This is a genomic window from Flavobacterium sp., from assembly GCF_036741995.1.
GTDB lineage: Bacteria > Bacteroidota > Bacteroidia > Flavobacteriales > Flavobacteriaceae > Flavobacterium.
Genome location: NZ_DAINRG010000006.1, coordinates 12,565 through 27,875, shown reverse-complemented (window position 1 = coordinate 27,875; position 15,311 = coordinate 12,565). Strand labels below are relative to the sequence as shown.

Annotated in this window: 14 protein-coding genes and 1 pseudogene; 7 read left to right on the top strand and 8 right to left on the bottom strand. The window is 39.0% G+C overall.

The window, feature by feature from the left end; all coding sequences use genetic code 11:
- The first annotated feature begins 75 nt into the window (after positions 1-75).
- From V7D82_RS03970 to V7D82_RS03945, 6 genes are all read left to right on the top strand, one after another.
- Positions 76-1,239, top strand: coding sequence for a hypothetical protein (locus V7D82_RS03970; protein ID WP_333599676.1), 1,164 nt, complete (start codon positions 76-78; stop codon positions 1,237-1,239).
- A gap of 204 nt (positions 1,240-1,443) precedes the next feature.
- The gene (gene ychF / locus V7D82_RS03965) at positions 1,444-2,538 is read left to right on the top strand and encodes a redox-regulated ATPase YchF (RefSeq protein ID WP_333599675.1); all 1,095 of its coding nucleotides are present in this window, start codon (positions 1,444-1,446) and stop codon (positions 2,536-2,538) included.
- A 98-nt stretch (positions 2,539-2,636) separates the two neighbouring features.
- Positions 2,637-3,320 (top strand): TIGR02117 family protein, encoded by a 684-nt coding sequence (locus tag V7D82_RS03960; RefSeq protein ID WP_333599674.1) that lies wholly within the window; start codon positions 2,637-2,639, stop codon positions 3,318-3,320.
- Positions 3,321-3,350: 30 nt separating this feature from the next.
- The gene (locus V7D82_RS03955; RefSeq protein ID WP_333599673.1) at positions 3,351-4,325 is read left to right on the top strand and encodes a transglutaminase domain-containing protein; all 975 of its coding nucleotides are present in this window, start codon (positions 3,351-3,353) and stop codon (positions 4,323-4,325) included.
- Between the two features lie 132 nt (positions 4,326-4,457).
- Positions 4,458-6,314, top strand: coding sequence for a DNA topoisomerase IV subunit B (locus V7D82_RS03950; RefSeq protein WP_333599672.1), 1,857 nt, complete (start codon positions 4,458-4,460; stop codon positions 6,312-6,314).
- A 27-nt stretch (positions 6,315-6,341) separates the two neighbouring features.
- Complete coding sequence (locus V7D82_RS03945) at positions 6,342-9,059, top strand: DNA gyrase/topoisomerase IV subunit A (protein ID WP_333599671.1); 2,718 nt, start codon at positions 6,342-6,344, stop codon at positions 9,057-9,059.
- 130 nt (positions 9,060-9,189) lie between these two features.
- Here the strand turns inward: V7D82_RS03945 and V7D82_RS03940 are convergent, their stop codons facing one another.
- The 7 genes from V7D82_RS03940 to V7D82_RS03910 form a co-directional block, all read right to left on the bottom strand.
- Entirely contained in the window at positions 9,190-10,047 is an 858-nt protein-coding gene (locus V7D82_RS03940) for a TerC family protein (RefSeq protein ID WP_333599670.1), read from the bottom strand.
- Positions 10,048-10,079: 32 nt separating this feature from the next.
- Positions 10,080-10,451 carry a DNA topoisomerase IV gene (locus V7D82_RS03935; protein ID WP_333599669.1) on the bottom strand — a complete coding sequence of 124 codons (372 nt, stop codon included), beginning with the start codon at positions 10,449-10,451 and terminating at the stop codon, positions 10,080-10,082.
- 2 nt (positions 10,452-10,453) lie between these two features.
- A complete protein-coding gene (locus V7D82_RS03930) occupies positions 10,454-11,026 on the bottom strand; it encodes a DUF1572 family protein (protein ID WP_442902377.1) in 573 nt (190 codons plus the stop codon).
- Positions 11,016-11,237, bottom strand: coding sequence for a DUF6095 family protein (locus V7D82_RS03925; RefSeq protein WP_333599668.1), 222 nt, complete (start codon positions 11,235-11,237; stop codon positions 11,016-11,018). Before V7D82_RS03925 ends, V7D82_RS03930 begins: the two co-directional genes overlap by 11 nt.
- 5 nt (positions 11,238-11,242) lie before the next feature.
- Positions 11,243-12,058 (bottom strand): N-acetylmuramic acid 6-phosphate etherase, encoded by an 816-nt coding sequence (gene murQ, locus V7D82_RS03920; RefSeq protein WP_333599667.1) that lies wholly within the window; start codon positions 12,056-12,058, stop codon positions 11,243-11,245.
- A gap of 62 nt (positions 12,059-12,120) precedes the next feature.
- Positions 12,121-12,789, bottom strand: coding sequence for a ZIP family metal transporter (locus V7D82_RS03915; protein ID WP_333599666.1), 669 nt, complete (start codon positions 12,787-12,789; stop codon positions 12,121-12,123).
- The gene (locus V7D82_RS03910) at positions 12,789-13,532 is read right to left on the bottom strand and encodes a class I SAM-dependent methyltransferase (RefSeq protein ID WP_333599665.1); all 744 of its coding nucleotides are present in this window, start codon (positions 13,530-13,532) and stop codon (positions 12,789-12,791) included. The genes V7D82_RS03915 and V7D82_RS03910 overlap by 1 nt, the downstream gene beginning before the upstream one ends.
- A gap of 102 nt (positions 13,533-13,634) precedes the next feature.
- On the opposite strand from V7D82_RS03910, the pseudogene V7D82_RS03905 reads away from it, so the two are divergent.
- Positions 13,635-14,786 (top strand): annotated as a pseudogene (locus V7D82_RS03905) (THUMP domain-containing class I SAM-dependent RNA methyltransferase).
- A 42-nt stretch (positions 14,787-14,828) separates the two neighbouring features.
- Here the strand turns inward: V7D82_RS03905 and V7D82_RS03900 are convergent.
- Positions 14,829-15,311, bottom strand: a complete 483-nt coding sequence (locus V7D82_RS03900) for a VirK family protein (protein ID WP_333599664.1) — start codon at positions 15,309-15,311, stop codon at positions 14,829-14,831.

Genomic DNA, 15,311 nt, shown 5'->3' with positions numbered 1-15,311 from the left:
AAATGCTTTTAACAATTTAACAAACAATTTATAATTTTCATATTTTTTGCTAAATTTGCCCGAACCCAAATTGCAATGAGACAGAATCTTATCCTATTGTTGTTGCTTTTTAACCTGCCTGTTTTATCACAAAATGGGCAGAAGTCCATTACATTAAAAGATGCTGATACTAATCTCCCGATTGAAGACGCGACGGTTTTTATTTTAAAAACGAAACAAACCTTGCTCAGCAATGCCGAAGGGACCATCACTTTTATGTTGAATGGCGTGTCCAATATTCAGGTTACCCATTCATCCTATGTCAGTGTTACGGTTCGTTCCTCAGCTTTGTTGAAAACCGATAATGTCATTTATCTGAAAAGCAACGTCAATGATTTGGACGAAATCATTGTAACCAAGCAACATCCGCAAAAAATCCTGAAATCTTTAGTGGCTAATTCGGTGAAGAAATTAACGGTTCCCGCGCGGTTGAAAGTCTATTCCAGGGAGTTTTTTAAACTTAATGGGGCTTATGCTTATTACAATGACGGACTGATGAATTTCCAGCTTTTTGGCAATGATAAAAACTTTAAAAGCAATATTTTGGTGGAACAAAACCGATCGTTCGGGTTGGTAAATGACGAGATTACTTCAGATGTTCTGGGTTATAATCTCAATGATATCATGCAGAATTATTACAACTTCAAGTACTTAAATCCAATTTTAGAATCGGGAGCCAAAAAGGAGTATGACTTTGTAATTAAAGGATACACAAACAATGCCGATTACAATGTAATGCTGGTTACACCGGTGGAAAAAACGGATGAATTGCGTGATGATTTTAAAATCATTTATGACAGTAAGAAAAAAATAATTATCGAAGTTAGTTCTTCTATTTCGCCGATGACTTTGGCCAATGTTAAAGACAAAACCAGTGTGGGTTCTAAGAACATTTACAAGTCAATATTTAAAACCATTTATCGGATTGACAACCTAAATTATTATTTAGTTAGTTCCAAAGAAGAGATTGGTTTTGAGCGTATTGATAAAGATAAAAAAACAGATATTGAAGTCCGGAATTACTTCGTAACTACCAATTTCAGCAACCACAATTACACTTATAAAGAAAGCGAAGTCTTTAAAGATAAAACCCTCTACAACAAAAAAAATGTCATTCTTTCCGACTATTGGGATGTTTCCGGCTTATCGGCCACAGAAGAAGAGCAGGAAATAGTGCTCAAAATGGCTGACAGACAATAAGCTATTATTCTTTTTTCTATTTCTGAAAACTCCAATTCACCCGCTTTGTAACTTGGTTTTATTACCTTATATTTGCACACTTTTTATAATAAAAATCAAATGAAACGCTTTAGCGTTACATATCACCAATAAAAAACAATATCAAAAAGATATGGCATGCTTTAGCATTGCATATTACAGATAAAAAAGAAATAGTAAAGAAATATGAAAGCAGGAATTGTAGGATTACCCAATGTTGGAAAATCAACCTTATTTAATTGTTTGTCCAATGCCAAAGCCCAAAGCGCTAATTTTCCGTTTTGTACCATTGAACCGAATATCGGTGTAGTCAATGTACCAGATCCAAGAATCAACAAACTGGAAGAATTGGTAAAACCGGAGCGCGTTCAAATGGCTACCGTAGATATCGTTGATATTGCAGGTTTAGTAAAAGGAGCCAGTAAAGGAGAAGGTTTGGGAAATCAATTCTTAGCCAACATCAGAGAATGTAATGCCATTATTCACGTATTGCGTTGTTTTGACAATGATAACATCATCCACGTAGATGGAAATGTAAATCCGATTCGCGATAAAGAAACCATCGATATCGAATTGCAATTGAAAGACCTGGAAACCGTTGAAAAACGTTTGGAAAAAGTAAACCGCGCCGCCAAAACCGGTAACAAAGAAGCGCAAGTTGAGAAAGCGTTTTTAGATAGAATCCGGGAGTCATTATTGCAAGCTAAGTCAGCTAGAACTGTACTTCCACAAAATGCCGATGAAGAAGCCTTGATGGAAGATTTTCAATTAATTACTACCAAACCGGTTTTATATGTTTGTAATGTTGATGAAGAATCAGCTGCTACCGGAAATAAATATGTAGACTTAGTTCGTGACTTAGTAAAAGACGAAAACGCCGAAGTGATTGTTTTGGCGGTTGGTACTGAAGCTGATATCACCGAGTTGGAAACTTACGAAGAGCGTCAAATGTTCTTAGAAGATTTAGGTTTGAAAGAGCCGGGTTCTGCCGTTTTGATCCGTGCTGCCTATAAATTATTAAAACAACAAACCTACTTCACTGCCGGTGTTAAAGAAGTTCGTGCCTGGACTATTAACGTGGGCGATACCGCACCAAAAGCAGCCGGTGTTATCCATACTGATTTCGAAAAAGGATTCATCCGTGCCGAAGTAATTGCTTTTGAAGATTTTGCCAGTTATGGTTCAGAAGCCAAAGTAAAAGAAGCCGGAAAACTAAGAGTAGAAGGGAAAGAATACATCGTGAAAGATGGTGATGTGATGCATTTCCGTTTTAACGTTTAGTTTTTTGAATACAAGGAATAGAATAAAGAAGAGCTGCTAAAATTTTAGTGGCTTTCTTTTTGGCATAACATTTGAACTTCCAATTGAAACATTACCTCATGAAAACTTTGAAACAATCCCTGAAAATAGCCAAACGAATCAGTTTAGGAATTGTATTGTTTCTTGTGGTTTACTTTTTAGCTGCCTTTACACTTTCCAAAATAACAGTCAATACGGATGCTGATAAGCAGGAAAAAGAAGTGGCGATATACATCAAAACCAATGGCGTTCACACGGATATCATCGTTCCGATAAAAAATGACATTAAAGATTGGAGTCAGGAAATCAATGTTGCCAATACTAAAACCAATGATACTGCAGCCCATTATTTAGCTTTTGGCTGGGGCGACAAAGGATTTTATCTCGACACACCTACTTGGGCTGATTTGAAGTTCAGTACTGCTTTCAATGCCGCATTCGGGTTGGGAAATTCGGCGATGCATACCACTTTTTACAAAGCGATTGCGGAGAATAACGATTGCATTAAAATTAAGGTTTCCGGAGAAAACTATCAAAAGCTGGTTACTTATATTGAAGATAGTTTTCGGTTAGATGAAACTCATAATCCCATGTTTATTCACGCTACCACTTACGGGAAAAATGATAGTTTTTACGAAGCCAATGGAAAATACAACTTGTTTCACACCTGCAATTCCTGGGCCAACGGAGCGCTGAAAAGTGCCAACCAAAAAGCTGCCTTTTGGACAGTGACGGATACCGGGATTTTTTGTCATTACCGCTAAGTTTTTGATTAAATTTGATTTTTTGCGCCAATGAAGAACACTGTCATTTTTTTTCTGGTTTTCCTTTTTTTTACCAATACACTTCATGCTCAAAGCGCAGCTGAAGTTGATAGCATTGTAAAAAGATATCCCAAACAGTATTCCTCAACCGAAAAGTTAGCAGCAAGAATTCAAACCGATTTTTCAACGGAGTATGCCCGAGCCAGAGCAGTTTATTCCTGGATTGCTTTTAATATCCGATACGATGTGAAAAGTTATTTGCATCCGAAAAAAAATAAAGCAATACAGTACACAACAGAGGCCGAAAAACAACAGAAACTAAAAGCAGCTATAGACAAAAAAATCAGTAAAGTTTTGCGCAAAGGAAAGGGAGTTTGTGGCGGGTATGCCTTATTGTTTGAGCGGGTAGCTTCTCAAGTGGGGCTTCAGGCAAATTATATTAACGGCGATGGAAAAACAAAGAATTATGAAATTGGTAAAAGAAGAGCTGTAGTCGATCATGCCTGGAATTCGGTAAAAATTGATGGTACCTGGCGCTTGCTAGACGTTACTTGGGGAGCTGGAACTGTGGATGAAGAGGAAGAAAAATTTTACGCACAATTCAATCCGTTCTATTTTGATACCGAACCCAAACTTTTCTTTGCTCAGCATTACCCAAAAACCGGTGTTTGGGAAGGCTCAGAAATAGCTAAAAGCGAGTTTTTAAAATCGCCTTTAACCTACGCGGTTCCTAATGAAAAGTATCAGATTATAGAGCCCAAGCAAGGAATTATTGAAGTTTGTAAAGACGATAAGGTTGTGTTTAAAATTTTGAATGCTACGGAAGATACTGATGTGCGCTATTCATTGCGAAAAAATGATACCACTGTTGAAGTTGCTACTAAAACTCAAAAGGATAATGTGCTGGAATTTGAAATCACTATTGATAAAACAATTGGAAGATATTTAAGCCTTTATGTTAATGGCATCGGAATAGCAACTTTCAAGGTCACGATTCTTAAATAGGCTTCTTTTTTAGTTTTAGAACACGTGTCTAGCTCTCGTTTTTTTGTCAATATCCTATTGATAACTTCTGATTTTTATGCTTTCATTTTCCTCCGATTTCTTCTATATTAGCACAAAATCGACACTTTTAAAATGCAAGAGCAAAATCAATATACTGAAGACAATATCCGTTCCCTCGACTGGAAGGAACACATCCGCATGCGTCCCGGAATGTACATTGGGAAACTGGGTGACGGTTCTTCGCCTGATGACGGAATTTACATCCTGCTCAAAGAAGTCATCGACAACTGTATTGATGAATTTGTCATGGGAGCCGGCAAAGTCATTGAAGTTACTATCAAAGACAAAATGGTTACCGTGCGCGATTATGGTCGGGGTATTCCGTTAGGAAAAGTCGTTGACGTAGTATCCAAAATGAATACCGGTGGGAAATACGATTCCAAAGCCTTTAAGAAATCGGTTGGTTTGAATGGAGTAGGTACCAAAGCGGTGAATGCTTTATCCAACTATTTTCGCGTAGAATCCGTTCGGGATAACCAGCAAAAAGCCGCTGAGTTCTCTGCCGGAAATTTGACTCTTGAAGAAGACGTCCAGGAATCCACCAAACGCAAAGGAACAAAAGTTGTTTTCGTAGCCGATGAGGCCATCTTCAAAAACTACAAGTATCGAAATGAGTATGTCATCAAGATGCTCAAAAATTACTGCTATCTGAATACCGGTTTGACCATTTATTACAATGGCGAAAAGTATTATTCGGATAACGGATTAAAGGATTTGTTAGAAGAAACGATTACTGACGAAGACATGCAATATCCAATCATTCATTTGTTGGGTGACGATATCGAAGTGGCTTTAACCCATAGTAAATCACAATATTCCGAAGAATACCATTCGTTTGTCAATGGGCAAAACACTACGCAGGGAGGAACGCATTTGGGCGCTTTCCGTGAGGCAATTGTCAAAACCATCAAAGAGTTTTACAACAAACCTTTTGAAGCTTCGGATATTCGAAAATCCATAGTTTCCGCTATTGCCGTAAAAGTCGAAGAGCCGGTGTTTGAATCACAAACCAAAACCAAACTGGGCTCTACTGAGATTGGTCCGAAAGGTCCGTCAGTGCGTACGTTTGTCAATGATTTTATCAAAACCAAACTCGATAACTTTTTACACAAAAATCCGGAAGTTGCCGATTTGTTATTGCGCAAAATTCTCCAAGCCGAACGCGAGCGTAAAGAATTATCCGGTATTCGAAAATTAGCCAAAGACAGAGCCAAAAAAGCCAGTCTGCACAATAAAAAACTACGCGATTGCCGAGTGCATTTAACCGATGCCAAAAATCCACGAAGTTTGGAAAGTACGCTTTTCATCACAGAGGGAGATTCGGCTTCAGGTTCGATTACGAAATCGCGAGATGTTAATACACAAGCGGTGTTCAGTTTGCGTGGTAAGCCTTTGAATTCGTATGGCATGACCAAAAAAATTGTTTACGAAAACGAAGAGTTCAACTTGCTTCAAGCCGCTTTAGACATCGAAGAAGACATGGGCGATTTACGGTACAACAACATCGTAATCGCTACCGATGCCGATGTCGATGGTATGCACATTCGCTTGCTGCTAATCACATTCTTTTTGCAATTCTTTCCGGAGTTGATTAAAGACGGACATTTATACATTTTGCAAACGCCATTGTTCCGGGTGCGAAATAAAAAAGAAACCATCTATTGCTACAGCGAAGAAGAGCGCGTAAACGCCATCGAAAAACTAAAACCAAAACCGGAAATTACTCGATTCAAAGGATTAGGAGAAATTTCACCCGATGAGTTCAAACATTTCATTGGTCAGGATATTAGATTAGACCCGGTAATGTTAGACAAAGCCACCTCTATAGAAACTCTTTTGGAATTCTATATGGGTAAAAATACGCCGGACCGCCAAATTTTCATTATCAATAACTTGAAAGTGGAATTGGATGTGGTGGAGAAAAATTAATTAAAAGAGTACTGAAGTTCAGCATAAATGAAAGACGAAGAAGAAGACGATAACATCCCCAACGAAGACGAAAGCAACGAAGAGTTGAACGAGTCAACGAACGATGACGCCCCGGAAGAAGGCTTTGAAGATATCAAATCTTCGGGCAATCATTTCTATGAAAACGACGAAAATCCGGAAGACACCATTACCAAGGTTACAGGAATGTACAAAGATTGGTTTTTGGACTATGCTTCCTATGTGATTCTGGAGCGTGCCGTTCCGGCTATTGAGGACGGATTTAAACCGGTACAGCGTCGTATCATGCATTCCATGAAAGAGTTGGATGATGGTCGTTACAATAAAGTGGCAAACATCGTTGGACATACCATGCAGTACCACCCACACGGAGATGCGAGTATTGGTGATGCGATGGTGCAAATCGGGCAAAAGGATTTGATTATCGACATGCAGGGAAACTGGGGGAACATCCTCACCGGAGACAGTGCTGCGGCTTCGCGTTATATCGAGGCGCGTATTTCTAAGTTTGGTCACGATGTTTTGTATTCTCCTAAGATTACCGAATGGGGAATGTCCTATGACGGTCGTCGGGCAGAACCTATAAATCTTCCGGTAAAATTTCCGCTGCTGTTGGCACAAGGAGCCGAAGGAATTGCGGTAGGTTTATCGACTAAAGTCTTACCACACAATTTTAACGAACTGATAGATGCTTCGATTAAAATATTAAAAAATAAACCTTTTACCCTTTTTCCTGATTTCCCAACGGCCGGTATTGCCGATGTTTCTAATTACAATGATGGTTTGCGTGGCGGACGTGTGCGTGTGCGAGCTAAGATTGGTCAGTTAGACAAACAAACCTTGGTCATTACCCAAATCCCGTTTTCTACCAATACCTCAACCTTGATTGACAGTATACTGAAAGCGAATGAAAAAGGGAAAATCAAAGTCAAAAAAATAGAAGACAACACCGCTGCCGAAGTAGAGATTTTAATTCATCTACCACCGGGCGTTTCTCCGGATAAAACTATAGATGCGTTATATGCGTTTACAGCTTGCGAAACCTCGGTAGCGCCATTGGGTTGTGTAATTGAAAACCACAAACCCCGGTTTGTGGGTGTTTCGGATATGTTGCGAATTTCAACGCATCGTACGGTGGATTTGCTCAAACGCGAGTTGGAAATCCAATTAGATGAATTAGAAAACAAATGGCATTTCTCAACGTTGGAGAAAATCTTCATTCGGGAAGAAATGTACATCGACTTCAAATTGTATTCCGACAGAGAATCGTTGAACGTGTACATGTACAATCGTTTCAAACCTTTTGAGAAATCATTTGTACGCGAAATCAATGACGACGATTTGCAAAAGCTAACGCAAATTCCGATGATTCGTATCACGCGTTTTGATTCGGATAAGGCTGATGATGCGATTGCCAAGCTGGAAGCCGAAATGGAACAGGTGAAACATCACTTAGACCATATCATTGATTATACCGTTGATTTCTTCCAAAAGCTGAAAGACAAATACGGCAAAGGCCGCGAACGTCAAACGGAGCTTAGAAGTTTTGATACCATTGAAGCTACAAAAGTGGTTTTGCGAAACACCAAGCTTTACGTCAACAAAGAAGAAGGTTTCTTCGGAACCGGTTTGAAGAAAGACGAGTATGTGGCTGATTGTTCTGATATTGATGATGTGATAGTGTTTCTCCGTGACGGAAAAATGATGATTGCCAAAGTGGATGACAAGAAATTTGTGGGCAAAGACATTATTCACATTGCGGTTTTTGATAAGAATGACAAGCGTACGATTTACAATATGATGTACCGCGATGGTAAAAACGGCTCCACGTTTATCAAGCGTTTCAATGTGTCCGGAGTTACCCGCGATAAATTTTATGATTTAACACAGGAAAAAGCGGGAAGCCAAGTATTGTATTTTTCTGCCAATCCGAATGGAGAAGCGGAAACTGTTACGATTTTGCTGCGTCAAATTGGTAGCGTGAAGAAACTGAAATGGGATGTTGATTTCTCCGACATTGCGATTAAAGGAAGAGCTTCGCGTGGTAATACCGTGACTAAATATCCAATCAAGAAAATAGAACTCAAAGAAAAAGGAATCTCCACTTTACGTCCGCGAAAAGTGTGGTTCGATGATACGGTGCAGCGTTTGAATGTTGACGGAAGAGGGGAGTTGCTGGGCGAATTCCGACCAAATGACCGCTTGTTAATCATCAACCAAAACGGGAAACTGAAAACTATTATTCCAGAATTGACTACGCATTTTGATGAAGGCATGATAGTGTTGGAAAAATGGAATCCGAACAAACCGATTTCGGCCATTTATTATGATGGCGAAAAAGACCGTTATTTTGTAAAACGCTTTTTGGTGGAAAACGAAAACAAAGAAGAAATCTTCATCACCGAACACGAGAAATCGCAACTAGAAATTGTTTCTACAGATTGGCGACCGATGGCAGAAGTGATTTTTGCCAAAGTGAAAGGCGTACAGAAAGACACCATTACGGTAGATTTAGAGCAATTCATCACGGTAAAAGGAATCAAAGCGATAGGGAACCAATTGACTACTGATAAACTGAAACAAGTAAATCTTTTAGAGCCATTGCCATACGAAGAACCGGAACCGGAACCTGCTGAGGAAATGGAAGTAACAGATGAAAACGATGTATCAGAAGACATACAAACGGAAACCGGCGATGACGGACAGATTACTTTGTCATTAGAATAATTCTTTTATTCCATACAAATCCTGTCTAGCCCTGATGGCAGAGAAAATACAAAAGGTCCCAATTGGGACCTTTTGTATTGTAACGTACAGCGGGAATTACCATTGCTGCTATGTCCCGAGCCATTCGCTCCTAATCGGTAACATCACTGTCTTTTAGTTCTTGATCTACAATTTCGCTGTTGTGTAGTTTGACCACATTTTTGCTTTTCTTCATTCTCAAATTCAGGAACTCCACGAATAGAGAGAAGAAGATGGAGAAGTACAAATAGCCTTTTGGAATAGATCCAACTTCAACATCATTGCCAAAACGGAAATGCGCCAGGTGTGAGCCTTCGGCAATTAGCATGACGCCAATTAAGATTAAGAAAGACAACCCAAGGATTTGAATGGTTGGATGTTCGTTGACGAATTTAGAAACGGGTCCGGCAAAAACCATCATAATCAATATAGAAATAACTACCGATAGAATCATGATAATCAGGGCGCCTTCATGTCCAAATCCGCCTTGTGCCGGTTCAGCATTGCTTACCATTCCGACCGCTGTCAAAATACTATCAAAAGAAAAGACAATATTCAACAAAGCAATCTGAAGGATAGCGGCGGATAAGCTGTTGCTGGCTTTGCCACTTGTACCTTCTTCTTCGCCTTCCATTTTGTGGTGAATCTCAGAAACCGATTTGTATAATAAAAACAGACCACCACCAAAAATAATAATACTTTGCCCGGTAATACCAGCTTCAAAAAATCCCCAGTTAATGGTCAGCATAACTTCCTTCAAGCCCATAACCCAGGTAATTCCGAACAATAGGATAATTCTAAAAACCATGGCAAGCAATAATCCTACACGTCTTGCTTTTGGCTGGTCTTCGGCTCTTAATTTTCCGGAAACGATGGAAAGAAAAACGATGTTGTCAATCCCAAGTATGATTTCAAGAAAAGTCAGTGTAAGTAAAGCCATTAAGGCATTGGGCGTAAATAAAATTTCCATTGTATAAGGTTTTGTTTAGCAGTTAAACAGGATTAATTCAGTTTTGTTACAGTACCGCGGTGTTTTTTGGAATCGCCTACAAAGCAATAATCAAAAATATAACTATTCTTTTCAGTAGCCAAAATCGTCATGCTGATGGCTTTGCGTTCGTTCATGGTTTTCGGATGCAATTTACGCAATATAAATTCGCAGTCGTTTACCCAGCGTACGCTTGCCGTATCGGTTTTGCCATTATAGGTTTCAATCTGCAAACTGTCGGTTCGGACGAAAGTTGACGTGTGTTTTTTGCCATCAATTTCCTGAGTGAATACAAATTTTCCGGTTTTGAAATCCTGACATTTCCGTTCTTTATTGGAACAAGAAAGTAGTGTTAAGACCAGTAGGAGCAGTGGTAGTTTTTTCATGTTTATTTTAATCGATTCAGTTCATCATCCGTGAAGTTTCTGATGCTTTTTTCTTTGGAAAACTTGTCCGCATTGTAACTGTTGGATTTGTTTTTTGGGATGGAAAGAGAAGTCCATTCGCCATGTTTTAGCATTTTGGCATAGAATACAATTTGTCCAATGTGATACGGATAATGTGCCAATTGGCGGTTAATGGCTTCTATAACGGTATGACCTTCGTTTCGAATGTAAATAATCGTTTCTAACTGCTCTGGTGTTAAGTTGTTTACGGCATTGAAAAAACAGTCCCAGCCTTTGTTCCAAACAGCCATCAGTTCGTCTTTGGTGGTAATGGTTTCTTCGAACTCACTGTCGCGATTGCGCCATTCTTTTTCTCCGTCTGTGGTCAGAAAATCGGTCCAACGGGAGAGCATATTCCCCGAAAGGTGTTTGATAATTACAGCAATTGAATTGGTGTCTTCATTGACCGAAACAAACAGTTGCTCCGGTTCTAGTTGTTCCATCGCTTTTTCTCCCAAGGTTTTGTAGTAGAGAAATTGCTTGGTAACGCTTTCTAAGTACGATTTATTGATCATGATGAAATAGTACGTCGGTTAATGTTTTGATTCCTTTGAACATAAAAAACACAGCTAAAAAACAAATGACAATCCCAATAGCTAATACTAAATAATGCCAAGTATTTTGCTTGTTCTGAAAGGCATTGTAAATCACACACGGACCAATGAACATCATGGGTAAGGCGTAAAGCATGTATTTGATTCCTTTGTCTAATAGTTCTTTCTTCATCGCTTTTATTTTGAATTGAAATAATCGACTGCTTTTCTAACGCTTCCATTTTCTTTCAACAGTATAGAAGCTTCTTCATAACTCACCGGAATTTCACCCATAATCATGCGCACGCCCCGATCAACCAATTTGTCGTTGCTCAATTGCATATCGACCATTTTGTTGCCTTTTACTTTACCAAGTTGTATCATCGTGGCTGTTGAAATCATATTCAACACCAATTTCTGTGCTGTTCCGGCTTTCATGCGGGAGCTTCCCGTTACGAATTCAGGACCAACCACTACCACTACAGGAAATTGGGCGGTTAAAGCTAATGGACTTCCTTCGTTACAGGTAATACTGCCGGTGATGATATTTTTAGCATTGCACTTTTCCAAGCCACCAATTACATAAGGCGTAGTGCCTGATGCAGCAATTCCAATCACGACGTCATTATCCGTAATGCCATGTTCCTGCAAATCTATCCAGGCTTGTAGTTGGTCGTCTTCGGCATTTTCAACCGCTTTGCGAATGGCTTTGTCGCCACCGGCAATGATACCGTTGACCATGTCAAAAGGAACACCAAACGTTGGTGGACATTCCGAAGCATCTACAATTCCGAGTCTTCCCGAAGTTCCGGCGCCGATGTAAAATAATCTTCCGCCGAGTTTCATTTTTTCGACCACTTTTGTTACCAAAGTTTCAATTTGTGGCAGGGCTTTTTCCACCGCCAAAGGAACAGTTTTGTCTTCGTTGTTGATGTTGGTTAATAAATCGAAAACCGACATTTGTTCTAAATGTTCGTAATGCGAGGATTGTTCAGTGGTTTTGGTGAAAGACATTTTTGAGTGGCTAAGGTTCTGAGTTGCTAAGGTACTAAGTTTTTTGTTTTTGGCGCAAAGCCTTACACAAAACACGCTAACAAAATCCCTAAAATAATCATCGAAATTTTGGCGATATTGAACTTGTGTCCTTCGCTGCTTTCAAAGATAATCGTGGAAGAAATATGGAATAGAATCCCAATAACGATGGCGGTTATTTGTGTGTAATAGTAATTCAAAATGGGGAAACTGTTGGAAACAAAAGTCCCCAGTGGCGTCATTACGGCGAATGTTAACATGAACAGAAACAACGCTGTTTTGTTCAATTGAGCATTAAGGAAAAATGTGGTTAAGATAATGGCAATTGGCAAGTGATGAATGGCAATGCCGTAAGCCAAATTGTGATGATGCCCCACTGGGAAACCTTCGAGTAAGGCGTGAATGCACAAACTGATGAATAGTAACCAGGGCATTTGGGTAATTTTGTCGTGGCCGTGTACGTGACCGTGCTCGGCACCTTTGGAGAAAAATTCTAAGATAATTTGGAACAAAATTCCCACCATGATATAAATCCCAACGTAAATATTGTGGCTTTCATACACATCAGGCAACAAGTGCATTACGGTTAATGACAACAAAAAAGAACCGCTAAAGGCTAACAATAATTTGAGATTTTGCTTTCCTTTGGGTTTCAATCCCATGGCAATAACATACCCTAAAAGCACTGATAGTAAAGGAAGAATGTAATTCATTATTTAAAAATCATGATTAATCGTTCACTGGTAAGTTTATGAAACTTTTTTAATTTATAATCGCCAAACGTGTCCAGCAAGTAAATCCCGGCTTCGGTCATCATTCTTTGAAAATCTTCTAAAGTGTAAGCTCTTACTTTTTCGGTAAAATGGTAAGCACAACCGCCATCCTCAAAATCAATTTCTTTGATGACAAAACCATCCAAAATAAAACGTTTGATATGAAACGTAATGCCCTCGACTTCTTTAGTTTCTTCCGGAATCAGATTGTCAATCACCTGATGGGCATTCATAAAATCAATTACAGCAAAGCCGTATTCTGAAAGGCTTTCTTTGATGGCTAACAAGGTTTTACTATCGTCTTCTTCGTTTTCAAAATAACCAAAACTGGTAAACAAATTAAAGATAGCATCAAATTTTTGCTCAAAAGGTTCGCGTTTGTCATGCACCACAAAATGTAGCGTATCATTCGCATTTTTATTGGCTTCAGCTATGCTATTTTCGGATAAATCGGCACCAATGACATCGTAACCCAATTGGTTTAAATAAATCGAGTGACGGCCTTTACCACAAGCTAAATCCAGCACTTTGGCTTTTTCGGGCAGGTTTAAATAATGGGTGAGATTGTCCATGAAGATTTGCGCTTCACGATAGTTTCGGTCTTTGTATAAAATATGGTAATACGGTGTATCAAACCAGGAGGCATACCAATTTTCGGATTTACAATTTGTAGTATCTGACATTTATTCTTTTCAAATGAATTCTGAACACGCAAATTTAGTGTATTTTTGCCGATGAATTTCAAAATTGAAGTTTGAAATACATTGACCATGGAGAATTTTAAAATGATTGCCAAAACCTTTTTTGGTTTTGAAGAAATACTGGCGAAAGAATTACAACAATTAGGCGCGCAGGATGTTGAAATTGGCACGCGTGCCGTGAGTTTCAAAGGGGATAAAGGGTTTATGTACAAAGCCAATTTGTCGTTGCGTACCGCTTTGAAAATCTTAAAACCCATTTATTATTTTCGTGCCACAAACGATTTGAATTTATATAAAGGAATTCAAGGGATTGACTGGTCTAAGTATTTAAATGCCAATCAAACTTTTGTTATTGACACTACGATTCATTCGGATAATTTCAAACATTCGCAGTTTGTTTCCCAAAAAGCCAAAGATGCTATTGTGGATCAGTTTCGCGATAAGTTGGGCGTGCGTCCAAGCATTGACAAAGATTTTCCGGATTTGAGAATTAACATTCACATTGACCGTGACCAATGCTCCGTAGCACTGGATACATCGGGAGCTTCCTTGCATCATAGAGGGTACAGAACAGCAACGAATATCGCTCCGATAAACGAAGTTCTAGCTGCAGGCATGTTATTACTATCGGGGTGAGATGGAAGTTCCGATTTCTTAGACCCAATGTGTGGCTCCGGGACGATTTTGGCGGAAGCCGCCATGATTGCCTGTAACATTCCGGCAAACATTAACCGCAAGGAATTTGCTTTTGAGAAATGGAACGATTGGGACAATGATTTGTTTGATCAAATTATAGACGCTTTGATGAAACGCACCAGAGAATTTCACCATAGTATAGTTGGTTATGATAAGGCGCCAAGTGCTGTACAAAAAGCCAAAGACAATATCAGAAATGCCAACTTGGATGACTATGTTACTATTAGTCAGGCCAACTTTTTTGAAACCAAAAAAGAAAGCACCTGTCCTTTACAGATGGTTTTCAATCCACCGTATGGAGAACGTTTGGATATTGAATTGGAGCGTTTTTACCGGGAGCTGGGCGATACTTTAAAAAACAATTATCCAAACACCAATGCTTGGTTTATTACCGGAAACCTTGAAGCTTTGAAATTTGTAGGCCTAAGACCATCGCGTAAAATCAAACTCTTTAACGGAAGTTTGGAAGCACGATTAGTGAAGTACGAAATGTATGAAGGCAGCAAACGAACGAAATTTCAGAATACTACAGAAGAGTAAGCCTATAAAAAAATCCCGAGTGCATCGGGATTTTTTATGCATTTATTCTACAAAAAACAGCACGGCACCATCATTGGTTCCATCATTGATTTGTCCTTTGAAGGTTTCATCCATCACGATTTTGAATTTGGAAGAAAACTTGCGTGGTTTTAAATAACGAGCAGTGATTTCGACTGAATTATCTACTTTGGCTTTGATTTTTACATAGTTGTAGACATAGCCATAGTAATTTTGATTGATTAAAACGGTTTGGGAACTGGTTACAAACGAAGGTACTTTTCCGTGAAAAACACTGGAATCAAAGTATTCATAAGTATCTAGTTTCATGCCTCCTATAGCATTTGGTGATTCTGCTTCTTCCACACCATCCGAAAAGAGTTTGCATTTACCATAATAAATTACGGCTTTAACAGTTTTTCCAGCTTTTAAAGCGCTCATTAATTCGTCAAAATTGTGTAATGGAGTTTGTGCTGTGGCATTGACAGTCAGTAAATAAAAGAATAGTAGCGTAGTGATTTTTTTCAT